The organism is Acidovorax sp. GW823-FHT02H02, assembly GCF_058797075.1.
This window is the reverse complement of the sequence record NZ_JBXAJH010000002.1, coordinates 246887-271423: the sequence shown is the minus strand read 5'-3', so window position 1 is coordinate 271423 and position 24537 is coordinate 246887. Positions and strand designations below refer to the sequence as shown.

The following is a 24537-nucleotide window of genomic DNA, read 5'->3' as shown; positions in this document are numbered from 1 at the left end:
TTCCACCGGATTATTGCCCTGCCATGCCCACCAGCCAAGCCACGACCCCCTCCCACAACCAGCTCGACACCAAGGCCCAGGCCTGGTCGGCGCTGTTTTCCGAGCCCATGAGCGATCTGGTCAAGCGCTACACCTCCAGCGTGTTCTTCGACAAGCGCCTGTGGCAGGCCGATATCGCGGGCAGCCTCGCGCATGCCGACATGCTGGCCGTGCAGGGCATCATCAGCGCTGACGACCACGCCAGCATCCAGCGCGGCATGGCGCAGATCAAAGAGGAAATCGCATCCGGCGCCTTCGAGTGGAAGCTCGACCTGGAAGACGTGCACCTGAACATCGAGGCCCGCCTGACGCAGCTGGTGGGCGATGCCGGCAAGCGCCTGCACACCGGCCGCAGCCGCAACGACCAGGTGGCCACCGACGTGCGCCTGTGGCTGCGCGGCGAGATCGACCTGATTGGCGATCTGCTGAAAGAACTGCAGGTGGCGCTGGTCGATGTGGCCGCGCAGAACGTCGAGGTGATCCTGCCCGGTTTCACCCACCTGCAGGTGGCGCAGCCTGTGAGCTTTGGCCACCACATGCTGGCCTATGTGGAAATGTTCCAGCGCGACGCCGAGCGCATGGCCGATGTGCGCCGCCGCACCAACGTGCTGCCCCTGGGCAGCGCGGCCCTGGCCGGCACCACCTATCCGCTGGACCGCGAGCGCGTGGCCAAGACCCTGGGCATGGAGGGCGTGTGCCAGAACAGCCTGGACGCCGTGAGCGACCGCGACTTCGCCATCGAATTCACCGCCGCCGCCAGCCTGTGCATGGTGCATGTGAGCCGCCTGTCCGAGGAACTCATCATCTGGATGAGCCAGAACTTCGGCTTCATCAAGATCTCCGACCGCTTCACCACGGGCAGTTCGATCATGCCGCAGAAGAAGAACCCCGACGTGCCCGAACTCGCGCGCGGCAAGACCGGCCGCGTGGTGGGCCACCTCATGGGCCTGATCACGCTGATGAAGGGCCAGCCCCTGGCCTACAACAAGGACAACCAGGAAGACAAGGAACCGCTGTTCGACACCGTCGATACGCTGAAGGACACGCTGCGCATCTTCGCCGAGATGGTGGGCGGCCAGCCCAACCCCGCCACGGGCAACAAGGAGGGCGGCATCACCGTCAACGCGACCGCCATGGAGCAGGCCGCGCTCAAGGGCTACGCCACCGCCACGGACCTGGCCGACTACCTGGTGAAGAAGGGCCTGCCGTTCCGCGATGCCCACGAAACCGTGGCCCACGCCGTGAAGGCCGCCACCACCCACGCCTGCGACCTGTCGGAGCTGCCCCTGGCCGTGCTGCAGGGCTTTCACCCGCAGATCGAAAAGGATGTGTACGAGTGCTTGAGCCTGCGTGGTTCGCTCAATGCGCGCAACACGCTGGGCGGCACTGCGCCTGCCCAGGTGCGTGCGCAGATCGCCCGCCACCAGGCACGCCTGGCTGCATGACCGGTTTTTGAATGAGATGTGGCAATGGCGCTCTGGGGTATTGCGCAATACGCTTTTTATTCAATAGCGTTTGAGTGCGCGTGAAGCCAGGTGCATCCTGCGCTTCATCCCGTCTTGCCGCGTTCTCCGCCCGGTATTTTCCTGAGGAGTTGGATATGACTTTGCGTTGCCCCCTGATGTCGCTTGCCCTGCGCGGCCTGGCTGCCCTGGCGGCGGCGCTGGCCCTGTCCACCGGCCTGGCCCAACCGGCCAAGCCGGTGCGCATCCTGGTGGGCTTTCCACCGGGCGGCGGCACCGATGCCATTGCGCGCACGCTGTCCGAACGGCTCAAGGACGCGCTGGGCGTGCCGGTGGTGGTGGAAAACCGGCCCGGCGCCGGCGGGCAGATTGCCGCGCAGGTGCTCAAGGCTTCGCCGCCGGACGGCACCACGGTGTTTCTGACGCACGACCACACCATCTCCATCCTGCCGCTGGTGGTGAAAAACCCCGGCTACCAGCCCGACCATGACTTCGTGCCTGTGGCCGGCTTTGCCACCTTTGTGAATGCCTTTGCCGTGTCGGGCGGCACCCCGGCCAAAAACTTTGACGAATACGTGCAATGGGTGCGTACGCAGGGCGGCAAGGGCGCCGTGGGCATTCCGGCGCCGGCCTCCACGCCAGAATTTCTGGTGAAGCTGGTGGGCGAGAAATTCCAGCTCGATCTGGTGTCGGCACCCTACCGGGGCGCGGCACCCATGATGGCCGACATGCTGGGCAACCAGATTGGCGCGGGCGTGGGCTCGGTGCAGGACTTCATGGAAAACCACAAGGCCGGCAAGCTGCGCGTGGTGGCGGTGCTGGGCACCAGGCGCCAGGCGGCCATGCCCCAGGTGCCCACGTTGGACGAACTGGGCCTCAAGGGTTTTGCCGACCTGCCGTATTACGGCTTCTATGCCCCGGTCGGGACGTCGCAGAAATTCCTCAACCAGTTCGCCGTGGCGCTGGCCACGGTGGTGGGCGAACCCGAGGTACGCGAGCGCCTCACCGCCATGGGCCTCACGGTGGGCTTCATGACGCCGCAGCAACTGGCCGCGCGCGAACACGCCTACACCGACACCTGGCGCCAGATCATCAAGGCCAGCGGGTTTGTGCCGCAATAGGCGGCGCGAACGCGGCCCTTCACGCCATCTTCGGCCCGCGCAAGGTGCCCGAAGCCCTGGGCGTGCGATGCAGGCAGGTGCCGTGGTTCTCGTAAGCGCTTGCAATGCAGCGATTGGCGCGCCGCCTTGGTCGCTGCCCAGGTGCTGGAATGGCGCAAGAACCGGATCCTGCAGGCCTACCTCAACCGCGTGCCGTTTCGCAGCGAACTGGCGTGGCGCATGAATGGCAAGCCGCTGGAGGATGGGCGCAGCACGCTGCGGCCTGTCCGCCCGTCCGCGCCAGGCCAGTGCATACAATTGTAAAAGTTCATTTGCAGACCCCTTGTGCGCCTGTCTGTCTCTTCCCGTCTGATCCTGCTGGCCCTGCTGTTGTCTCTGGGCATTGGCGGACTGTTTGCCCGCAGCATCTGGGCGCTGCACGAAGAAGCCTGGCGCAACGCCCAGCGCACCAACGTCAACCTGGCTCGCACACTGAGCGAGAACATCGCCCGCACGATGGAGTCTTTTGACCAGTCGATGCAAGGGGTGGTGGAGGGCGTGACCGATCCCCAGGTGATGGCTTTGCCCCCGGCAATGCGCCAACGCGCGCTGTTCGACAACTCGCTGCGCGTGCAGGGTATCGGCTCCATCCTGGTGCTGGACCGGGCGGGCAATGTGGTGATCGACTCGGAATTCGAGAAGCCACGCCAGGCCAATTTTGGCGACCGTGACTATGTGCAGGTGTTCGACGGCGGGGCCCACACAGGGCTGTTTGTGGGGGCGCCGGTGCGTGCGCGCCTGTCCGGCCAGTACAGCCTGCCCGTCAGCCGCGCTTTCTATGACTCTTCGGGCCAGTTGGCGGGGGTGGTGACGGGCACCATCCAGCTGGAGCACTTTCAGAAACTGTTCAACGCGCTGAACCTGGGGCCGGATGGCAGCCTGAACCTCTTTCGGTCCGATGGCGTTCTGATTGTGCGTTTCCCCTTCAGTGACGACGCGGTGGGCCGCAGTCTGGCGGGTATGCCCAACATTCGTGTCTTTCAGTCCGCCCGCAGCGGCGTTTTCACCGGGCGGGCAGCGCATGGCAACGTCGAGCGTCTCTACGCCTTCCAGCATGTGGGCGACTACCCGCTGATGGTGAGTGTGGCCCAGTCGGTGGCGTCCATCTATGCCGGCTGGTACCGCAGCGCCTGGCTGCTGGGCGGCTTTGCCCTGGTGTTGATGGTGGCTTGTGCGGGGCTGGCGTGGCTGTTTGCACGCGAGTTGCGCCGCCGCCAGCAGGTCAGCGGCCAGCTGGCGCAGGCCGAGCACGACCTGCGCACCATCCTGAACAACCTGCCGTCCATGATCGGCTACTGGGACAGCAACCTGCACAACCGCTTTGCCAACCATGCCTATGTGGAGTGGTTTGGGCAGGCGCCCGACCAGATGCGTGGCCGGCACATCCGTGAGCTGCTGGGCGAGGCGCTTTACGAGAAGAACCGGCCGTATCTGGAGCAGGCGCTGCAGGGGCATGCGCAGTTGTTCGAGCGCACCATCGTGGACCCCAAGGGGGGCGCACGCTACGCCATCGCCTCCTATGTGCCCGACATGGAGGGCGACCAGGTGCGCGGCATCTTTGTGCAGGTGACCGACATCACCGAGCGCAAGCGCATGGAAGACGCGCTGTTCGAAGAGAAAGAGCGCATGCACCTGACGCTCAAGTCCATTGGCGATGCTGTGGTCTGCACCGATGCGCAGGGCCTGGTCACCTACCTGAACCCCGTGGCCCAGCGCCTCACGGGCTGGCAGAGGTTTGACGCCGTCGGCCGCTCGGTGGACGATGTGATTCACCTGCACACCCCCGACGGGCAAGTGCCCCAGCCCAGTCCGCTGCGCCAGGCACTGCACGGGCAAAAGCCTGTGGAACCCACGCGCGGCGTGGTGCTGCACCGCACCAGCGGCCAGCGCTTTGATGTGGAGGAAACGGCCAGTCCCATCACCGACCGCCATGGCCAGATCACCGGTGCCGTCACCGTGCTGCGCGATGTGACCGACGCCGTGGCCATGGCCGAGCGCATGGTCCACCTGGCGCAATACGACGCGCTCACCGACCTGCCCAACCGTGTGCTGCTGCAGGACCGGGCCCGCCAGGCGCTGATCCATGCGCAGCGCGACCAGACATCGTTGGCCGTGATGTACATCGATCTCGATGGCTTCAAGCAGGTCAACGATACGCTGGGCCACGATGTGGGCGACGAATTGCTGGTGCAGATCGCGCAGCGCCTCACGGGCGCCGTGCGGGCCTCCGACACCGTGTGCCGCCAGGGCGGCGACGAATTCGTGGTGTTGCTGCCGGGCATCGACGCTGCCGAGCAGGTCTGCCATGTGGCGCGCAAGATCGAGGCGGCATGCAGTGTGCCCTATGTGCTCAACGGCCGGGTGCTGTCGGTGGGGCTGAGCGGCGGCATTGCCCTGTTTCCCCAGCACGGCGACAACTTCAAAGCGCTGTCGCGCCATGCCGACGCGGCCATGTATGCTGCCAAACAGGCCGGCCGGCGGCAGTTTCGCCTGTATGCGGGCGCGGATGCCGAGCCCGTGCGGGTGGTGCAAGAAAGCGGCGCTGCGCCGTTTGCCCCTTGAATGAGAGCTTTTAGCGCTTGCTGTACAAGTGCCGTAGATCGTTTTTGGTGAAATTTTGTGCTGGAGTGCCGCGCCACTGGCTGGCTGGCGCGAAATTTGTTGCAAGGCTGCGCAAATAAATTTGATGGCCCTGGCCTGTGCCGCGGCCTACCATTCGACGCCAACCCATCTGTTACCTGGAGTGTCCGCGTGCCCAATCTGTCCAAAGTTACCTGCATCGAAGACCTGCGTGTCGTGGCCCAGTGCCGTGTGCCGCGCATGTTCTATGACTATGCCGATTCGGGCTCGTACACCGAGGGGACCTACCGTTCCAATACTGCCGATTTCCAGGGCATCAAGCTGCGCCAGCGCGTGGCAGTGAACATGGAAGGGCGCAGCACCCGCACCACCATGATCGGCCAGGACGTGGCCATGCCGGTGGCGATTGCGCCCACGGGCCTCACGGGCATGCAGCATGCCGATGGCGAGATCCTGGGCGCGCGCGCGGCCAAGGCTTTCGGCATACCGTTCACGCTCTCGACCATGAGCATCTGCTCCATCGAAGACGTGGCCCAGCATGCCGGCCCCGGCTTCTGGTTCCAGCTGTATGTCATGCGCGACCGCGATTTCATCGAACGCCTTATCGACCGCGCCAAGGCCGCCGGCTGCTCGGCGCTGCAGCTCACGCTCGATCTGCAGATCCTCGGCCAGCGCCACAAGGACATCAAGAACGGCCTCTCGTCGCCGCCGAAGCCCACGCTCACGAACCTCATCAACCTGGCGACCAAGCCGCACTGGTGCCTGGGCATGCTGGGCACGAAGCGGCGCAGCTTTGGCAACATCGTGGGCCATGCCAAGGGCGTGGGCGACCTGTCTTCCCTGTCGTCCTGGACGGCCGAGCAGTTCGATCCGCAGCTCAACTGGGGCGACGTGGAGTGGATCAAGAAGCGCTGGGGCGGCAAGCTGATCCTCAAGGGCATCATGGACGCCGAAGACGCGCGCCTGGCCGCCAACAGCGGGGCCGATGCGCTTATCGTCAGCAACCACGGCGGCCGCCAGCTCGACGGTGCGCCCTCGGCGATTGCCGCGCTGCCGGCCATCGCCGAGGCGGTGGGCAAGGACATCGAGGTGTGGATGGACGGCGGTATCCGCAGCGGCCAGGATGTGCTCAAGGCTCGCGCCCTGGGCGCGCGCGGCACATTGATCGGCCGCAGCTTCCTGTATGGCCTGGGCGCCTATGGCGAGGCGGGCGTGACCCGGGCGCTGGAGATCATCCAGAAGGAGCTCGATATCACCATGGCGTTCTGCGGCCATACGGACATCGATACGGTGGACCGTGGCATCCTGCTGCCGGGCACCTATCCCATCGCCTGAGTCCAGGCCGACTCATCACCGGGTGGCCGCCACCGATGCAGGCAGGCGTTTGAGCGTGGCACGCGTCCACAGGATCTTGCTCGCGCGCAGCATGGGCATGGCGGGTAACGGCGGGTGGTAAGCGCGGTGGGTTAGCGCGACCCCTGCCGCTGCCCCGCACACTCCCCCACGACCCAATCCCTGAACGCTTTCACCAACGGCGTCTGCGCCCGCGCCTCGGGGTAGACGAGGTAATACGCATCGGTGCTCGTCAGCACCTGGTCTGACAGCTCCACCAGACTCCCTGCCGCCAGTTCCTGCTCGATCAAAAAGCGCGGCAGCAGCGCCGCGCCCAGGTGCGACACAGCGGCCTGGGCAATCATGGCGAAGTGCTCAGACTGCGGGCCGCGCAGGGCCAGCGCCGTGGGGGCGCCCACCAGCGCGAACCATTCGGCCCATTGCGTGGGGCGGGTGCTTTGCTGCAGCAGCACCACGCGCGTCAGGTCTTGCGGGGTTTTGATGCCGTGGCGGTCGCGGTAGGTGGGGCTGCACACGGGCACGGTTTCTTCGTGCATCAGGTATTCGCACACGGCGCCGGCCCAGTGCGGCGCGCCGAAGTGGATGGCGGCGTCGAACGGCGTGCCCGCAAAGTCAAAGGGCTCGGTGCGGGCCGAGAAGTTGACCATGGCCTCGGGGTGCAGCGCCATGAAACGCCCCAGGCGCGGGATGAGCCAGCGCGTGCCCAGCGTGGGCAGCACGGCCAGGTTGAGCAGGCCGTCGGTGCTGGAAAAAGCCATGGCTTTTTGCGTGCTGGCCGACAGTTGTTGCAGCACGTTTTGCACGTCGGCGGCATAGACGCGGCCCGCGTCCGTCAGCACCATGCGCTGGCGCACGCGGTGGAAGAGGGCGGTGCCGATCTGCTCTTCGAGCTGACGGATCTGGCGCGACACGGCGCTTTGCGTGAGGTGCAGCTCCTCTGCCGCGCGGGACACGCTCTGGTGGCGTGCTGCGGCCTCAAAGGCCAGCAGGTCGGCAGTGGAGGGCAGGAAGGTGCGGCGCAGCAGGGTCATGCGTGGATCATGCGTCGGGGGAATGATGGGTGTTGGCCGTCTGTGACTGTTTTGAGTCGCAGTGCTTATAGGGCAAGGGCATGCGCTGGCAGCTCTGCAGTTTTCAGACACTTCATTCTCGATTGTGATCAAGTAGTTCCATTTTTTTGCTATCCATTGTGGTGGTATTGGCGGATATTGGCGCATTCATTGCGTGGGTTCTCTTGCGCTGTGCTGTTTTTCCGTACCCTTTTCACTTTTGCGAGCCGCCATGCCTGCAACCCTTGCCGCCGCTTCCCTTGTGCCCGAAGTCGATCCACTGCTGCAGCGCCTGGGCGTGCCCCGTGCGGCCTACATGGGCGGCACGCTGGCTGCGCGCTCACCCATCACGGGCGAGGTGCTGGCCCAGGTGCTGCAGCAGAGCCCTTCCGACGCCACCGCCGCCATCGGCCGCGCGCATGCGGCCTTCCAGGCGTGGCGCAATGTGCCCGCACCGCGCCGGGGCGAGCTGGTGCGCCTGCTGGGCGAGGAGCTGCGCGCGGCCAAGGCCGACCTGGGCCTGCTGGTGACCATCGAGGCGGGCAAGATCCCGTCCGAAGGTCTGGGCGAGGTGCAGGAGATGATCGACATCTGCGACTTTGCCGTGGGCCTGTCGCGCCAGCTGTACGGCCTGACGATTGCCACCGAGCGCCCCGGCCACCGCATGATGGAAACCTGGCACCCGCTGGGCGTGTGCGGCGTGATCTCGGCCTTCAACTTTCCGGTCGCTGTGTGGTCGTGGAATGCGGCGCTGGCGCTGGTGTGTGGCGATTCGGTGGTGTGGAAGCCGTCCGAGAAAACCCCGCTCACGGCGCTGGCCACGCACGCGATTGCGCAGCGTGCCATCGCCCGCTTCAAACGTGAGACGGGCAGCGACGCGCCCGAGGGCCTGCTGGAACTGATCGTGGGCCGGCGCGACATGGGCGAGGTGCTGGTGGATGACGCCCGCGTGCCCGTGCTGTCGGCCACGGGCTCCACCGCCATGGGCCGTGCCGTGGGCCCGCGCCTGGCAGCGCGGTTTGCGCGCGGCATCCTGGAGCTGGGTGGCAACAACGCGGCCATCGTGGCACCTACGGCCGACCTGGATTTGGCCCTGCGCGGCATTGCGTTTGCCGCCATGGGCACGGCGGGCCAGCGCTGCACCACGCTGCGCCGCCTGTTTGTGCACGAAAGCATTTACGACCAACTGGTGCCCCAGCTGGTCAAGGTGTACGCCAACGTGCAGGTGGGCGACCCGCGCACGCCCGGCACGCTGGTAGGCCCGCTGATCGACCGCATGGCCTTTGACGGCATGCAGAAGGCCCTGGCGCAGAGCCGCACGCTGGGCGCCACGGTGTACGGCGGCGGCCGTGTGGAAGGCCTTGGTGGTGCGGATGCGTACTACGTGCGCCCTGCGCTGGTGGAACTGCCAAGGCACGAAGGCCCCGCGCTGCAGGAGACCTTTGCGCCCATCCTGTACGTCACCCGCTACAGCACGCTGGATGAAGCCATTGCCATGAACAACGCGGCGGGGGCTGGGCTGTCGTCGTCCATCTTCACACTCAACCTGCGCGAGGCCGAGCAGTTCATGTCCGCCTCGGGCTCGGACTGCGGCATTGCCAACGTCAACATCGGCCCCAGCGGCGCCGAGATTGGCGGCGCGTTTGGTGGCGAGAAGGAAACGGGCGGCGGGCGCGAAGCGGGCTCGGACAGCTGGAAGGCCTACATGCGCCGGGCGACCAACACCATCAACTACTCCACTGCGCTGCCGCTGGCGCAGGGCGTGAAGTTTGATGTGTAACCCCCTGAGTCGCCTGCGGCGCCTTCCCCCAGGGGGGGCGCCGCCAGCGCGGCGGGGCGGCCCTTGCGTGGCGGCTGCTGACTTGCACAGCGCCAGTGATGAAGCCCGCTAGGCTCACTTCCATGCAGTGTATGAATGGTATTCATGACCACTGATTCCTCATCTATCGTCATCATCGGCGGCGGCGCCATCGGCAGCGCCATTGCGTACTTCCTCACGTTGCAGCAACCGGGCTGCGACGTTGTGGTGGTCGAGCGCGACCCGACCTATGCGCGCGCCTCGTCGGCGCTGTCGGCCAGTTCCATCCGCCAGCAGTTCTCCACCGACATCAACATCCAGATCTCGGCGTTTGGTATCGGCTTCCTGCGCAACGTGGGCCAGCTGTTGGCCTGCCATGGCGACGCGCCCGACATCGGCCTGCACGAAGGCGGCTACCTGTACCTGGCCACCCAGGCGGGCGCGGCCACGCTGCGCGAGAACCATGCGCTGCAGAAGCGGCATGGCGCCGATGTGGCGCTGCTGAGCCCGCAGCAGCTGGCCGAGCATTTTCCGTGGCTGGCGCTGCAGGATGTAGCGCTGGGCTCGCTGGGCCTGTCGGGCGAGGGCTGGTTTGACGGCTACCTGCTGCTCACGGCATTGCGCAAGAAGGCGCAGCGCCAGGGTGTGCGCTACGTGGCCGACGAGGCGGTGGGCCTCGACCTGGCCGCCAGCGATGGCGTGCAGCATGTGAACGCCGTGCGCCTGCACAGCGGCACCGTGCTGCCCTGCCGCTATGTCGTGAACGCGGGCGGCCCGTGGGCGGCTGCCATTGCGGGCTGGGCGGGCATTGACCTGCCCGTGGTGGGCAAGCGCCGCACGGTGTTCAACCTCGCCAGCCCGGCAGCGCTGCCGGGTTGCCCGCTGCTGATCGACACCAGCGGCATCTGGCTGCGGCCCGAGGGCAAGGGCTTCATCTGCGGCTTTGCGCCCGACGCAGACAACGATGCCGACTTTGCCCCGCTGGAGCCCGAGTACGCCGCGTTCGAGGAACACATCTGGCCTACGCTGGCAGGGCGCATCCCCGGCTTTGAGGCGCTGCGCATGCAGGGCGCCTGGGCAGGCTACTACGAGATGAACACCTTCGACCACAACGCGCTGTTGGGCCTGCACACCGCCTGCGACAACCTGGTGTTCGCCAACGGCTTCTCGGGTCATGGCCTGCAGCAGAGCCCGGCCGTGGGGCGCGGCCTGGCCGAGTGGATGCTGACCGGCCGCTACCACAGCCTGGATTTGTCGCCGCTGTCCATCGAGCGCCTTGCGCGCCAACAGCCGCTGCTCGAAAAGAACGTGATCTGAGTTTCGCTCTTTCTCAACCTGCCATCCACCACACACAAGGAGACAACGACATGGCATCTTTCCGCAAGGCAACGCTCACTGCGCTGACCGCAGGGCTGGCACTCGCATGCATGGCATGGGCCCCGGCACATGCCCAGGCCCCGGCGACCAGCACGCTCGACAAGATCAAGGCGTCGGGCAAGGTGGTGCTGGGCGTGCGCGAGACCTCGCCGCCCATGGCCTATGCGTTGGGCGCGAACGAAAAATACGTGGGCTACCACGTCGAGCTGTGCGAGCGGGTGCTCAAGGAAATCGTGCCCCAGGCCAAGCTCGAATACATGGCCGTGACGGCACAGAACACGCTGCCGCTGGTGCAGAACGGCACGCTGGACATCGGCTGCGGCCCCACCACCAACAACACCGCGCGCCAGCAGCAGGTGGCCTTTGCCGTGACCACTTACGTGAGTGAAGTGCGCATGGCCGTGCGCAAGGATTCGGACCTCCAATCCGTCAGCCAATTGGGCAATCGCACCATTGCGGCCTCCACGGGTACGACCGCCGTGCAGCTGCTGCGCAGGCAAGAGCGCACGCTGGGCGCCCCCATCAAGACCGTGCTGGGCAAGGATCACCACGAGAGCTTCTTGCTGCTGGAGACCGGCCGTGCCGATGCGTTTGTGCTCGACGACAACCTGCTGGCCGGGATGATCGCCAACTCCAAGGACCCTTCGGCCTACCGCATCGTGGGAGAGCCGCTGGGCGCCGAGCCGATTGCGCTGCTGTTCCGCAAGGACGACCCCACCTTCAAGGCGGCGGTGGACGGTGTGCTCACCAAGCTCATGCAAACCGGCGAGATGGAAAAGATCTACGCCAAGTGGTTCGTGACCCCCATTCCGCCCAAGAACATGAGCCTCAACCTGCCGCTGGGCACCACGCTGCGCCAGCTGTTTGCCGCGCCCAACGACAAGCCCCTCGAGACCTACCAGCAATGAACGCTCCCCTCCCCGCCACAGCCTTTCGCACGGCCGACCGCGTGGGTGCCATCGGCGTCTCCGCAATCGTGCGCCTGACGCAAGAGGCCCACCAGCTCAAGCGCCAGGGCCAGCCCGTCATCGTGCTGGGCTTGGGCGAGCCTGACTTCGATACACCTGTCCACATCCTGGAAGCCGCCCAGCAGGCCATGGTGCGGGGGGAGACGCACTACACGGTGCTGGATGGCACGGTTGAACTGAAAGCCGCCATTCAGCACAAGTTCAAGCACGACAACGGCCTGGACTTTGCGCTGAACGAAATCACCGCCGGCGCGGGCGCCAAGCAGATCCTCTACAACGCGCTGATGGCCTCGGTGAACCCCGGCGACGAGGTGATCCTGCCCGCGCCATATTGGACTTCGTACGCCGACATGGTGTTGATTGCAGGCGGTGTGCCGGTGGTGGTGCCCTGCACCGAGGCCAACGGCTTTCGCATCACGCCCGAGCAGCTGGAGGCTGCCATCACGCCGCGCACGCGCTGGGTGTTCATCAACTCGCCGTCCAACCCCAGCGGCGCGGCCTACAGCGCCGAGCAGCTGCGCCCGGTGCTGGAGGTGGTGGAGAGCCACCCGCAGGTGTGGCTGCTGGCGGACGACATCTACGAACACATCCTGTACGACGGCCGTGCGTTTGCCACGCCCGCCGCCGTGCTGCCCTCGCTGCGCGACCGCACGCTGACGGTGAATGGCGTCTCCAAGGCTTACGCCATGACGGGTTGGCGTATCGGCTATGGCGCAGGCCCCAAGGCGCTGATCGCGGCCATGGCCGTGGTGCAGAGCCAGGCCACATCCTGCCCCTCGTCCATCAGCCAGGCGGCGGCCGTGGCGGCGCTGACCGGGCCGCAAGACGTGGTGCGCGAGCGCTGCCAAGCGTTCCAGGACCGGCGCGACCTGGTCTTGGCCGCGCTCAACGCCTCACCCGGCCTGCGCTGCCGTGTGCCCGAGGGCGCGTTCTACACCTTTGCCAGCTGCGAAGGCGTGCTGGGCCGCACCACACCGGGCGGCATGCTGCTGCGCACCGATGCCGACTTTTGTGCTTACCTGCTGCGCGAACACCATGTCGCCGTGGTGCCCGGCGGGGTGCTGGGGCTCGCGCCATACTTCCGCATCTCGTACGCCGCCCCTACCGCCGATTTGCAAGAGGCCTGCGCGCGCATCCAGCGCGCCTGCCAGGCACTGTTCTGAATTACTTTTTGATCCGTTACCGTAGCCATGAACTCAACGTTCCTCACTTCCCGCACCGGCGGCCAGATCCTGGTCGATCAGCTCCTCCTCCACGGCGTGCAGCAGCTGTTCTGCGTGCCCGGCGAAAGCTACCTGGCCGTGCTCGATGCGCTCCACGATGCCCACATCGCCGTCACCGTCTGCCGCCAGGAGGGCGGTGCGGCCATGATGGCTGAGGCCCAGGGCAAGCTGACCGGCCAGCCCGGTATCTGCTTTGTGACGCGCGGTCCGGGTGCCACCAATGCTTCGGCGGGCATTCACATCGCGCACCAGGACTCGACCCCCATGATCCTGTTCGTGGGCCAGGTGGCGCGCGGCGCGATGGGGCGCGAGGCGTTTCAGGAGCTCGATTACAGCGCGGTCTTCGGCACCATGGCCAAGTGGGTGGTGCAGATCGACGATCCGGCGCGTGTGCCCGAGCTGGTCTCGCGCGCCTTCCATGTGGCCACCTCGGGCCGCCCCGGCCCGGTGGTGGTGGCGCTGCCCGAAGACATGCTGACCGAGGCCGCCACCGTGGCCGATGCGCTGCCCTACCAGGTGACGGAGACCCACCCTGGCGCTGCGCAGATGGCCGAGTTGGCGCAGCGCCTGCAAGCCGCCCAAAGCCCCGTGGCGATCCTGGGCGGCAGCCGCTGGTCTGAGCAGGCGGTGCGCGAGTTCACCGCGTTTGCCGAAGCGTGGTCCATTCCTGTGTACTGCTCGTTCCGTCGCCAGATGCTGTTCCCGGCCACACATGCCTGCTATGGCGGCGATCTGGGCCTGGGCGTCAACCCCAAGCTGCTGGCGCGCATCAAGGCGTCCGACCTGGTGCTGGTGGTGGGCGGCCGCTTGTCGGAGGTGCCATCGCAGGGCTACGAGCTGTTCAACATCCCCAGGCCCGCGCAGCCCCTGGTGCATGTGCATGCCGATGCCCATGAACTGGGCAAGCTCTACCGCCCCACGCAGGCCATCCACGCCACGCCCCAGGCGTTTGCTGCGGCGCTCAATACGGTGCGCCCCACGGCCGCCGTGCCTTGGAAGGCCCACACAGAGGCCGCCCATGCCGAATACCTGGCCTGGAGCGATACGGCGCCCATCCGCATCCCCGGCAACCTCCAGATGGGCCAGGTGATGCAGCACCTCAAGGAAGTGCTGCCCGCCGACACCATCTTCTGCAACGGCGCTGGCAACTTTGCCACCTGGGTGCACCGCTTCTGGCCGTTTACCACCTACGCGAGCCAGCTCGCGCCCACCAGCGGGTCGATGGGCTATGGCCTGCCCGCGGGCGTGGGCGCCAAGCGCCTGTGGCCCCAGCGCGAGGTGGTGGTGTTCGCGGGCGATGGCGACTTTCTGATGCACGGGCAAGAGTTTGCGACCGCCGTGCAATATGGTCTGCCCCTCATCGTGGTGCTGCTCGACAACGCCATGTACGGCACCATCCGCATGCACCAGGAGCGCGAGTACCCCGGCCGCATCAGCGCCACGCAGCTCCAGAACCCCGACTTCAAGGCCTACGCCCAGGCCTTTGGCGGCCACGGCGAGCGCGTGGAGCGGACGGCAGAATTCGCCCCTGCCCTGGCCCGCGCCCGCGCCAGCGGCCTGCCCAGCGTGCTGCACTGCCTGATCGACCCCGAGGCGATCACGCCCACGGGCACGCTGCAGGGCCTGCGCAGCGCAGCGCTAGCGAAGAACTAAGGGTCTCGGGCTTTTACGGCGCGGTGCGGGCGCTACCCGATTGCCTCAGGGTCTGCACCAGCAGGCTCTGCAGGCTGTCCACCGCCTTCGCACCGCGCGATGCGCGGCTGCGGTACACGGCCACCTCCATGGGCGCCAGAGGGCCCAGACCATGCTCGGTGCCCAGCACCTGCAGCTGCGGCGGCACGCTGCAGTGGGTGAGGGCGGCCACGGCCAGGCCGCTTTCGACGGCCGCAATCTGCCCGGCCAGGCTGGAGCTGTGATAGACCACCTTGTAGCGGCGCCCCTGCTGTGCCAGCGCGTGGATGGCGCCGCGCCGCGCCAGGCTGGCCGACTCGTACACCGCAATGGGCAGCGGGTCGCGCCGCCATAACTCGAACTGCGCCGAGCCCACCCACACCATGGGCTCGTGGAACAGCAGCGTGCCACGGCGCGCGTGGTCGCGCGAGATGAGGGCCAGGTCCAGGTCGCCGCTGGCCACGCGCGGGATGAGTGCGGTGGACTGCTCGCAATCGAGCTCGATCTCCACCCCGCTGTGCCGGGGCGCAAAGCGCTTGAGTACGGGCGTGAGGTAGCGGGCGGCGTAGTCATCGGGCACACCCAGCCGCACGCGGCCTGTGAGCGCATCACCGCTCAGTGCGTCATGGGCTTCGGCATGCAGCGCCAGGATGCGGCGCGCGTAGCCCAGCAGGGTTTCACCCTCGGGTGTCAGGTGCTGCTTGCGTGCGTCGCGCTCCAGCAAGCGGTGGCCCACGGCGTCTTCGAGTTTTTTCAGCTGCATGCTCACGGCGGACTGGGAGCGGTGCACCTCCAGCGTGGCGCCCGAGAGCGAGCCCGCATCCACCACGGCCACCAGGCATTGGAGCCAATCGAGTTGCAGGTCGCGGTAGCCCATGGTTTGAATGAATTCGATTATCGAATGATGTTTGCATAAATTATGCGCTTTTCGTGGTGACTGCTGGCGGCCACACTGCGGGCATGCAAAAGCCCTCTTCTTGCGCTTCTGGCGCACCCGCAGCCGTTGTCCGTGCCACTCCCGCGTACCAGGGGGGTTTGCCCTTTGTCCTGGGCAATGCCCTGCTGGGCAGCATTGGCGTGTTCGTGCATGAGGCCCAGGCAGATCCGGCGACCCTGACCTGGTTCCGGTGCGCCTTGGGCCTGCTGGGGCTCACGCTGTGGCTGGTCTGGCGCAGGCCCTTGCGTGGACTGTGGCGCGGGCTCTGGGTGGGCTGGGCTGCGTTGCCCTGGGTGCTGCTGCTCGGCGGGCTCATGCTGACGAGCTGGTGGCTGTTTTTCACGGCCATCCAGCAGGTGCCTACCGGGGTGGCGGTGGTGCTGTTCCATGTGCAGCCGTTGTGGGTGCTGCTGCTGGGGGTGTGGTGGCTGAAGGAGACCATGCCACGCCAGCGTGTGCTGTCGGTGCTGGGTGCCATGGCGGGCCTGGTGCTGGCAACAGGTGTGGCCGAGGGGCTGGCCGCGCCGGGTGGTGGGCAGGCGCCTGGCTACTGGCAGGGGGTAGCCCTGTGCCTGGTGGGTGCGCTGTGTACCGCTGTGGTGACGGTGGTGGCCAAACGCCTTCAGGCCTTGCCCGTGGGCACCCTGGCCTGGTGGCAATGCGCGCTGGGCTCGGTGGTGCTGTGGGTCGCACCCGCAGAGCAAGGCTGGCCCGCCTGGGGCGCCTCATGGGCATGGCTGGCCGGACTGGGGCTGATCCACACCGGGCTCGCCTACACCCTGATGTATGCAGGCATGGCCCGGATGCCAACGGCCCGGGTGGCGGTGCTGCAGTTTGCCTACCCCGTGGTCGCCATCGTGGTCGATTGGGCCTACTTTCAGCAAGCCCTGGGTGCCTTGCAACTGGTGGGGGTGTTGCTGATGCTGGGCTTCATCGGGGTGGGGGAGCGTGTGGCGCGTGGCCGGCGGTAGGATGGCCGCAAGGCCCTGGATGGCAGGCCGCCGCGCACAATACCGGGTGTGACCGCCGTCGAGACCGATTTACCTGCCGACCTTCCGCCCGCACAGCCTGCCTCAGGCGGCAAGCTGCGCCGCATCGCCCACCTGGACATGGATGCGTTCTTTGCATCCGTCGAGTTGCTGCGCTACCCGCAGCTCAAGGGCCTGCCGGTGGTGATTGGCGGCGGGCGGCGCAAGGTGGATGATTGGCTGCTGCAAAGCCCGGATGGCACGGAGCCGCGTGAGCCGCGCTTTATTCCCGTGGCCGATTTCCCCTTGCTCAAGGATTACGTGGGCCGGGGTGTGATCACCACTGCCACCTATGCCGCGCGCCAGTTTGGCGTGGGCTCGGCCATGGGCATGATGAAGGCCGCACGGCTGTGCCCGCAGGCCATCGTGCTGCCGGTGGACTTTGACGAGGTGCGCAAATACTCGCGCCTGTTCAAGCGGACCATCACCGAGATCGCGCCGGTGATGCAGGACCGGGGCGTGGACGAGGTCTATATCGACTTCACCGATGTGCCCGGTGGCCAGCGCGAGGGCGGGCGTGTGCTGGCCCGCCTCATCCAGAAAAGCATTTTTGACGCCACGGGCCTGACCTGCTCGATCGGCGTGGCACCCAACCGCCTGCTGGCCAAGATGGCCAGCGAGTTCAACAAGCCCAACGGGATCTCCATCGTTTACGCAGAGGACCTGCAAGCCCGCATCTGGCCACTGCATGTGCGCAAGATCAATGGCATCGGCCCCAAGGCGGGCGAGAAGCTGGCGCGGCTGGGTATCGAGACCATCGGCCAGCTGGCGGCACAGGATGCGCAATGGCTGATGGGCCATTTCGGCAAATCGACCGGCGCCTGGATGCACCGTGTGGCCTGGGGCCAGGACGACAGCCCCGTGGTGACCGAGAGCGAGCCCGTGAGCATGAGCCGCGAGACCACGTTCGAGCGCGACCTGCACGCCGTGCGCGACAAGGCCGAGCTCTCGCGCATCTTCTCCGACCTGTGCCAGCGCGTGGCCGAGGACCTGCAGCGCAAGGGCTACGTGGGCAAAACCATTGGCATCAAGCTGCGCTATGACGACTTCAGGATGGCCACGCGCGATCAGACCATTGCGGAACCCACGCACGACGCAGCCACCATCCGCCGCGTGGCCGGGCTGTGCCTCAAGCGCGTGCCGCTGGACCAGCGTCTGCGGCTGCTGGGCGTGCGGGTGGGGGCGCTGGTGCGCCTGTCCGAGCACCCGCTGGCAGGCAGCGAGCCCGTTTCCGCCAGCAGCCGCCCCGCGCGCAAGGCAGATCCGCACACCGCGCCGCTGTTTTGATCCAGCTGGGCTCCACCGCTGGGAACGGCCACGCCTGCGCCGGGAGGTGGTCGGTATTTCTTGACGAATTCTTACTGAAAACTTACAGTGATTTTCCCGTTTCTCGGGAGATCACCGTGACCCTGAACGAGCTGCAACGCATCAAGCAGTGGCATGTTGCGCACAAGGCAGACCACCCGCTGGAGTACCACCTCTGGGACCTGGTGCTGACACTATGGGTGCTGGGCTGGGTGGGCTGGTTCCCCATCTGCGCCTTGGGCGAGCCGTACACCGTGCCGGTGTGCGTGATCGGCATTTTTGCACCCAGCCTGTATGTGACCTGGCGCACGCGTGCGCACTTGCACCACACCTTGCGGTGCGACTGGATCGATGTGCCGGGATGATGCTTTAGAGCCTTACTGGCGGGCGGTGCGCACGTTGCGCGGCAGGCCCTGCGGGTGGCTGGTGCGCAGCGGGTTGATATCCAGGCCGCCGCGGCGCGTGTAGCGGGCATATACCGTGAGCTTGATGGGTTGGCAGCGCGTCCAGATGTCCATGAAGATGCGCTCCACGCATTGTTCGTGGAATTCGTTGTGGTTGCGAAAGCTCACGATGTATTGCAGCAGCCCCTCCTGGTCGATCTGCGGGCCGCTGTAGGCAATCTGCACGCTGCCCCAGTCGGGCTGGCCCGTGACCAGGCAATTGCTCTTGAGCAGGTTGCTGGTCAGCGTCTCGGTCACGGGCGCCTCGTTGAACTCGGCCGTCAGCAATTCGGGTGCCGGCAGGTAGCGCGTGCATTCCACATCCAGGCGGTCCAGGCTCAGGCCATCGAGTTCGTGCACGGGCTCGCGGTCGAACAGCTCGGGCAGCAACAGCTTGACCCCCACGGTGGCGGGGTGCTCGGCGCCGCGCCACACGGCCTCGCTGATGTCGGCGCGGATGCGCGCCTGCACCTCGGCTGCGTCGGCAAAGCGCGTGTTGTTGAAGCTGTTGAGGTAGAGCTTGAACGACTTGCTCTCGACGATGTTGGGCGTTTCGCAGGGGACGGTGATGTGCGCCAGTGCCACCTGCGGTTTGCCGCGTGCATTCAGCCACGACAGCTCGAAGGCCGTCCACAGGTCGGCCCCGAAGAAGGGCGCTGCGCCCGCAATGCCGATCTCGGTGCGTTTGCCCGCGCGCGGTATGGGAAACAGCAGCGAGGCGTCGTACTGGTCGGCGTACGCCGATGCCTTGCCCAGCTGGGATTTTTCCGGTGTGGTCATGGTGAATCCTTTTGCTATTTAATGAATAGCTGTTAGCGCTTTATCTATAAGCGCTGCAACCTGTTCTTACTTGAATTCCCGTTCGCGCAGCCACTTGGTGGCGATCCACTTGTCGCCCGCGATCACCGGCGCGCCGCCATGCAGCGTGCGGGTGGACGGGTCAGGGCGCGCGTAGCTGAAGAACACGGCATTGCCGCGCTGCGGCGCCACCTCGATCTGCGCTTCCGGAAAGATGGTGGCGCCGCCTTTCTCGGGCGTGTTCAGGTACATCACCAGCGTGCCCAAGCGCTGCCCGCCGCGCCGCACGATGGTGGGGGTGCCGGGCTCGCCGGGGTCGAAATAGTCGTAATGCGGCTTGTATTCGGCCCCGGGGCGGTAGTGCAGCACCTGCAGGCCCTCGCCGTTCCCGACGGGCCAGTGCAGCAGGCGGGCAATGCGTGCTTCGATGCGCGCTATCAGCGGACTCTCGCCACGCTGGAAGAACATGCCGTCGCTGGTGCGGTCGTCGTTGACTTCCTCGCCACCCGTCTGCGTGGCCACCGTGAGCGAGCGGGCCATGCGCGGCGTGGCGCCAGCGATCAGGGCGTCGCACTCCTCGGGCGAGAGCAGGTTGCCAAACACCACGATGCGCGGCTGGGCCATGGTCAGCAGCACCTGCGCGGTGCGGTCGCCGCAATCCACCACGGCAGGGGAGTCATGCAGCCGGGGTTCAGGCACCCGTGGCGCTGCCGGAGGGCCCTTGGGGGTGGCCATGGCGTCCAGGTGTTCCTGCAGCGTGATCTGCAGAACATCGGTGGCCAAGGCCTCGTTCCAGCCCGCATCGCGCAGGGACTGCAGCATCACGGGTGCCGTGTGGCCGGCCTGGGCCTGAGCGCTGATCCAGCGGCGCAGCTCGGGTGTGATGGCCTGCCGTGCGGCGCGGCTGCGCTGGGGGCTTGCAGCGGTGGTGTGCGGGCGCTGGTCAGAACGCGATGCCATGGCGGTCCTTCGACAGGGGCGTGGTCTCGTGCGGATTTACGCGGTGGGCGCGGTCTTGCGCCGGAACACCAGGCGCTCGGGTTCTGACGAGGCCGGAGCGAAGGCGTAGCCTTCCAGATCGAATGCCTGCAGCTGGTGCGGGGTGGCGACGCGCTGCGTGATGGCATGGCGCGCCATCAGACCGCGTGCGCGCTTGGCATAAAAGCTGATGATCTTGTAGGCACCGCCCTTCCAGTCCTCGAACACGCATTCGATGACGCGCGCCTTGAGCGCCTTGCGGTCCACGGCCTTGAAATACTCTTGCGAGGCCAGGTTGACCAGCACGGGCGTGGTGTCGGATTGCAGGCGGTGGTTGAGGTGTTCGGCAATCTGGCGGCCCCAGAACTGGTAGAGGTTGCTGCCCGCATCGGTGGCCAGGCGCGTGCCCATCTCCAGCCGGTAGGGCTGCATCCAGTCCAGCGGGCGCAACACGCCGTACAGGCCGCTGAGGATGGCCAGGTGGTGCTGCGCCCAGTCCAGGTCGGGCGCAGTGAGTGTGCGGGCCTGCAGGCCTTCGTATACGTCGCCGTTGAAGGCCAGCAGCGCCTGGCGCGCGTTGGTGGCGGTGAATTTCGGTTGCCAGACCTGGTAGCGCGCCACGTTCAGGGCGGCGAGCGCGTCACTCAGGCCCATCAGCGAGGCGATGTCCTGCGGCGATTTCTGGCGCAGCACCTCGATCAGCTGCGTGGACTGCGGCACGAACTGTGGCAGGGTGTGTGGCAGTCCCGCTGGCAGAGGCGTTTCGTAGTCGAGCGATTTGGCGGGAGACAGCAGGAACAGCATGGTGGGGCGTGGTGGTCCGGGGATCTTGGAAAGGAAGGCGGTCAACGAAACGGAGCAGACGGAGGCACCAGGGGCCCCAATGAAAGAAGGCGGCCTGGGCCGCCTTCTTGGTGACTGCATCAGGCAGCCGGGGGCTGCTCAAAAGGCAGCGTCATGGCCGACAGGTCGCGGCGGGTTTCCACCAGCACCAGCGGGCCTTCGTCCAGCACCACGGCGGGCGGACGCTCGCGTGGCACACGGATGGGCTGTGGCTCGGCTGCAATCGCTGCCTGCACGGCGGCGATCTTTTCAGCGTCCGAGTTCACCCATTGCAATCCGGATGCGGCAGCCACCTGCTGCAGGGCATCGAGCGGCAGCGTGAAGCCCTGGACGCGTGGCATGCCCTGGGTGGCAGGCGCTGCAGCAGGGACCGGTGCGGCCACCGGTGCGGGTGCGGCCACCGGCGCGGGCGCGGCGGCCATGGGTGCCGGCGCTGCGGTTGCTGGCGCAGGGGCAGGGGCAGGGGCAGGCGCAGGGGCAGGGGCAGGCGTCAGCGTGGGAGCGGGCTCCTGTGCCGGTGCCTGGGCTGCCGGGGCAGTATCAAAGTAACTGCGGCGTGCGGGCTCTGGCGGGGCTTCGGCGGCCGGGGCAGCCACTGCGGCCGGCGAATCCAACTCCATCCGTGCGGGTGCCGTCGGCTCCACCGTGTCGCGGGGAGCGCGCTCGCCACGCTCACGCCGGTCGCGGCCATAACGGTCGCGCGAGCGGCGCTCGCGGCGGTCGTCGCTGGCCGGTGCGGTGTCGTTGCCGGTCAGGTCCAGATCGGGCAGCGATGCCAGCGGGGCGGTATCCGCAAAGTCGGCGGCGGGGACGCCGGTATCCCGCGGGGCTTCGGCCGCGCGGGGGGCGCGCTCGCCACGTTCCCGGCGACCTTGGCCTTCGCCGCGCTCACGGCGGGGGCCGCGCTCGCCACGGGGCGGGTTGCCGGCCGCTTCGGCGCCATTGCCGTTCGGACCGGTCACCTGCGCCTGGATGGCGGTCTGGGCGGCGGTGTTGTCGGTGTCGGCAGCGATGGCGTTGTTGCGGGGCTCGGCATCGCGGCGGCCTCGGCCGCCCTCACGGCCCTCACGGCCTTCGCGTCCATTGCGGCCTTCTCCTTCACCACGGGGCGGACGGCCTTCGCCATCGCGCGGTGCCCGGCCTTCGGCCGAGCGCTCACCACGGCGGCCACGGCCTTCACCGGTGCCTTCGCGGTTGCCGTCACGGGGTGCTCCGTCGCGCTGGCCGTCCCGGTTGCCATCGCGGCCACCACGGCGGCCGCGGCCTTCGCCGTTGCGACCTTCACGGCGGGGTTCGCCGCGTGTGCCGGCTTCAGCAGCGGGAGCGGGAGCCACCACCGGTGCGGGTGCCGGGCTGTCACCCATGCCAAACAGGCTCTTGAGCCAACCGAAGAAGCCCTGTTCCTGTGGCTTCGCAGCAACCGGGGCGGTTTGTGCCGGGGCGGCCGTGGCAGGGCGCTGGCCGGCGCGCGGTGGGCGTGCGGCGATTTCGGGGCGGGGCTCGGCCACGGGGGCGGGTGCGTCGGGCAGCACGCCCTTGATCACCGGGGTCTGCTTGTTGGTGGGCTCTTGCGAGCGGCGCGTCACGGCGGTGGGGTCTTCCACTTCCTCGGCGAGCTTGTAGCTGGCTTCGATGTGGTCCAGGCGTGGGTCGTCGTGCTTCAGGCGCTCCAGGCGGTAGTTGGGGGTTTCCAGCGTCTTGTTGGGCACCATCAGCACGGCTACGCGCTGCTTGAGTTCGATTTTGGCGATCTCGGTGCGCTTTTCATTCAGCAGGAACGAAGCCACTTCCACCGGCACCTGGCAATGCACGGCGGCCGTGTTGTCCTTCATGGACTCTTCCTGGATGATGCGCAGGATCTGCAGCGCCGACGATTCGGTGTCGCGGATGTGGCCCGAGCCGCCGCAACGGGGGCAGGGGATGGACGAGCCTTCGGAGAGGGCTGGCTTGAGGCGCTGGCGGCTCATTTCCATCAGGCCGAACTTGCTGATGGTGCCGAACTGCACGCGGGCGCGGTCCTGGCGCAGCGCGTCGCGCAGGCGGTTTTCCACTTCGCGGCGGTTCTTCGACTCTTCCATGTCGATGAAGTCGATCACGATCAGGCCGCCCAGGTCGCGCAGGCGCATCTGGCGGGCCACTTCGTCGGCGGCTTCCAGGTTGGTGCGGGTGGCGGTTTCCTCGATGTCGCCGCCCTTGATGGCGCGGGCCGAGTTCACATCCACGCTGACCAGCGCTTCGGTGTGGTCGATCACGATGGCGCCGCCCGAGGGCAGCTGCACGGTGCGGGCGTAGGCCGACTCGATCTGGTGCTCGATCTGGAAGCGGCTGAACAGGGCGGCGTCGTCGCGGTAGCGCTTCACGCGGGCGGCATGCTCGGGCATGACGTGCGCCATGAACTGCTGTGCCTGTTCGTAGATGTCGTCGGTATCGATGAGGATGTCACCGATGTCGTTGTTGAAGTAGTCGCGGATGGCGCGGATCACCAGGCTCGATTCCTGGTAGATCAGGAAGGCGCCCTTGCCGCCCTTGGCGGCGCCGTCGATGGCGTTCCAGAGCTTGAGCAGGTAGTTCAGGTCCCACTGCAGTTCAGGCGCGCTGCGGCCGATGCCGGCGGTGCGGGCGATGATGCTCATCCCGTTCGGGTATTCGAGCTGGTCCATCGCCTCCTTGAGCTCGGCGCGGTCCTCACCCTCGATGCGGCGCGAAACGCCACCGCCACGAGGGTTGTTGGGCATCAGCACCACGTAGCGGCCGGCCAGCGAGACAAAGGTAGTCAGGGCGGCGCCCTTGTTGCCGCGCTCTTCCTTCTCGACCTGGACCAGCAGTTCCTGGCCTTCCTTGATCACTTCATTGATGCGCGCCTGGCTGGGCGAGACACCGGGGGCGAAGTAGCTGCGCGAGATTTCCTTGAATGGCAAAAAGCCGTGGCGGTCTTCGCCGTAGTCGACGAAGCAGGCTTCCAGAGAAGGCTCGACACGCGTGACAACGGCCTTGTAGATGTTGCCCTTGCGCTGTTCGCGCCCTTCGATCTCGATCTCGTAGTCGAGGAGCTTTTGTCCGTCGACGATGGCCAGGCGCCGTTCTTCGGGCTGCGTGGCGTTGATGAGCATCCGCTTCATGATGCGATTCCTTTGCGTGTTTTGCGGTGGGCAGCGGCGCAGCCAGCAGGGCTGCGCGGGCTGCCACCCGCAGTTCCAAACCAATAACAAGCTCTACCGGAGCTGTGAATGCCTGGACTGACGCATTGAAACGAAGGGAATTGCCGGGGATGCCGCAGGGCCGTCGAGCGCTAGCTCAGCGGGGGCGGCAAGGGCGGGTGGATGGGGGCGAGTGGGAGTGGGCGCAGTTTTGCTATTGAAGTAATAGCTTTTTGCGCAGGCAGAATGAGCGCTAGAGGCGATATGACGCCCAAAAGCGGGGGCAAGCACCACCGCCAGAGAGTCAATATCCATGCCATCAGCAACCACATGCTCGCTTCGATCCGCTGGCAGACGGTGCCCTGGTGGGGCGAATCTGCCAGCTTG

Annotated in this window: 19 protein-coding genes; 13 read left to right on the top strand and 6 right to left on the bottom strand. The window is 66.8% G+C overall.

Going from position 1 to position 24537, the window contains the following annotated elements; genetic code table 11:
- Window positions 1-23 precede the first annotated feature (23 nt).
- The 5 genes from argH (at window position 24) to AC1RDS_RS02990 (ending at window position 6577) form a co-directional block, all read left to right on the top strand.
- The gene (gene argH, locus AC1RDS_RS03010; protein WP_287875620.1) at window positions 24-1484 is read left to right on the top strand and encodes an argininosuccinate lyase; all 1461 of its coding nucleotides are present in this window, start codon (window positions 24-26) and stop codon (window positions 1482-1484) included.
- Between the two features lie 155 nt (window positions 1485-1639).
- Window positions 1640-2623 carry a Bug family tripartite tricarboxylate transporter substrate binding protein gene (locus AC1RDS_RS03005; protein WP_092697176.1) on the top strand — a complete coding sequence of 328 codons (984 nt, stop codon included), beginning with the start codon at window positions 1640-1642 and terminating at the stop codon, window positions 2621-2623.
- Between the two features lie 126 nt (window positions 2624-2749).
- Window positions 2750-2926: a biosynthetic peptidoglycan transglycosylase gene (locus tag AC1RDS_RS03000; RefSeq protein WP_159433765.1), complete on the top strand. Its 177-nt coding sequence runs from the start codon at window positions 2750-2752 to the stop codon at window positions 2924-2926.
- 21 nt (window positions 2927-2947) lie between these two features.
- Window positions 2948-5224, top strand: coding sequence for a diguanylate cyclase domain-containing protein (locus AC1RDS_RS02995; RefSeq protein WP_287875625.1), 2277 nt, complete (start codon window positions 2948-2950; stop codon window positions 5222-5224).
- A gap of 189 nt (window positions 5225-5413) precedes the next feature.
- Complete coding sequence (locus tag AC1RDS_RS02990; RefSeq protein WP_348683147.1) at window positions 5414-6577, top strand: alpha-hydroxy acid oxidase; 1164 nt, start codon at window positions 5414-5416, stop codon at window positions 6575-6577.
- A 131-nt stretch (window positions 6578-6708) separates the two neighbouring features.
- On the opposite strand, the gene AC1RDS_RS02985 is transcribed toward AC1RDS_RS02990, so the two are convergent.
- On the bottom strand, window positions 6709-7626 hold the full coding sequence (locus AC1RDS_RS02985) for a LysR family transcriptional regulator (protein WP_287875628.1): 918 nt from the start codon (window positions 7624-7626) through the stop codon (window positions 6709-6711).
- 250 nt (window positions 7627-7876) lie between these two features.
- On the opposite strand from AC1RDS_RS02985, the gene amaB reads away from it, so the two are divergent.
- The 5 genes from amaB (at window position 7877) to AC1RDS_RS02960 (ending at window position 14663) form a co-directional block, all read left to right on the top strand.
- A complete protein-coding gene (gene amaB / locus AC1RDS_RS02980) occupies window positions 7877-9424 on the top strand; it encodes an L-piperidine-6-carboxylate dehydrogenase (protein WP_287875631.1) in 1548 nt (515 codons plus the stop codon).
- Window positions 9425-9568: 144 nt separating this feature from the next.
- Window positions 9569-10759, top strand: coding sequence for an NAD(P)/FAD-dependent oxidoreductase (locus AC1RDS_RS02975; RefSeq protein ID WP_348683149.1), 1191 nt, complete (start codon window positions 9569-9571; stop codon window positions 10757-10759).
- Between the two features lie 50 nt (window positions 10760-10809).
- The gene (locus tag AC1RDS_RS02970; protein ID WP_092697170.1) at window positions 10810-11727 is read left to right on the top strand and encodes an amino acid ABC transporter substrate-binding protein; all 918 of its coding nucleotides are present in this window, start codon (window positions 10810-10812) and stop codon (window positions 11725-11727) included.
- Window positions 11724-12950 carry a pyridoxal phosphate-dependent aminotransferase gene (locus AC1RDS_RS02965; RefSeq protein ID WP_092697169.1) on the top strand — a complete coding sequence of 409 codons (1227 nt, stop codon included), beginning with the start codon at window positions 11724-11726 and terminating at the stop codon, window positions 12948-12950. Before AC1RDS_RS02970 ends, AC1RDS_RS02965 begins: the two co-directional genes overlap by 4 nt.
- A 27-nt stretch (window positions 12951-12977) precedes the next feature.
- On the top strand, window positions 12978-14663 hold the full coding sequence (locus tag AC1RDS_RS02960) for a thiamine pyrophosphate-binding protein (RefSeq protein ID WP_092697168.1): 1686 nt from the start codon (window positions 12978-12980) through the stop codon (window positions 14661-14663).
- A 13-nt stretch (window positions 14664-14676) separates the two neighbouring features.
- Here AC1RDS_RS02960 and AC1RDS_RS02955 read toward each other — a convergent pair whose 3' ends face one another.
- Window positions 14677-15558: a LysR family transcriptional regulator gene (locus tag AC1RDS_RS02955; RefSeq protein ID WP_092697167.1), complete on the bottom strand. Its 882-nt coding sequence runs from the start codon at window positions 15556-15558 to the stop codon at window positions 14677-14679.
- Window positions 15559-15641: 83 nt separating this feature from the next.
- Here AC1RDS_RS02955 and AC1RDS_RS02950 point away from each other — a divergent pair, with 83 nt between their 5' ends.
- The 3 genes from AC1RDS_RS02950 to AC1RDS_RS02940 all read left to right on the top strand — a co-directional run bounded on the left by AC1RDS_RS02950 (window position 15642) and on the right by AC1RDS_RS02940 (window position 18316).
- Window positions 15642-16589, top strand: coding sequence for a DMT family transporter (locus AC1RDS_RS02950; protein WP_492226662.1), 948 nt, complete (start codon window positions 15642-15644; stop codon window positions 16587-16589).
- A gap of 138 nt (window positions 16590-16727) precedes the next feature.
- Window positions 16728-17933 (top strand): Y-family DNA polymerase, encoded by a 1206-nt coding sequence (locus AC1RDS_RS02945; RefSeq protein ID WP_348683198.1) that lies wholly within the window; start codon window positions 16728-16730, stop codon window positions 17931-17933.
- A gap of 116 nt (window positions 17934-18049) precedes the next feature.
- Window positions 18050-18316: a hypothetical protein gene (locus AC1RDS_RS02940; protein ID WP_092697165.1), complete on the top strand. Its 267-nt coding sequence runs from the start codon at window positions 18050-18052 to the stop codon at window positions 18314-18316.
- 12 nt (window positions 18317-18328) lie between these two features.
- Here the strand turns inward: AC1RDS_RS02940 and queF are convergent, their stop codons facing one another.
- The 4 genes from queF to AC1RDS_RS02920 all read right to left on the bottom strand — a co-directional run bounded on the left by queF (window position 18329) and on the right by AC1RDS_RS02920 (window position 24132).
- On the bottom strand, window positions 18329-19174 hold the full coding sequence (queF, locus tag AC1RDS_RS02935) for an NADPH-dependent 7-cyano-7-deazaguanine reductase QueF (protein ID WP_348683152.1): 846 nt from the start codon (window positions 19172-19174) through the stop codon (window positions 18329-18331).
- A gap of 66 nt (window positions 19175-19240) precedes the next feature.
- Window positions 19241-20152: a 2OG-Fe(II) oxygenase gene (locus AC1RDS_RS02930; RefSeq protein ID WP_348683154.1), complete on the bottom strand. Its 912-nt coding sequence runs from the start codon at window positions 20150-20152 to the stop codon at window positions 19241-19243.
- Window positions 20153-20188: 36 nt separating this feature from the next.
- Window positions 20189-20974: a peroxide stress protein YaaA gene (yaaA, locus tag AC1RDS_RS02925; protein WP_092697162.1), complete on the bottom strand. Its 786-nt coding sequence runs from the start codon at window positions 20972-20974 to the stop codon at window positions 20189-20191.
- A 119-nt stretch (window positions 20975-21093) separates the two neighbouring features.
- Window positions 21094-24132: an Rne/Rng family ribonuclease gene (locus AC1RDS_RS02920; RefSeq protein ID WP_348683156.1), complete on the bottom strand. Its 3039-nt coding sequence runs from the start codon at window positions 24130-24132 to the stop codon at window positions 21094-21096.
- Window positions 24133-24537: the final 405 nt, after the last annotated feature.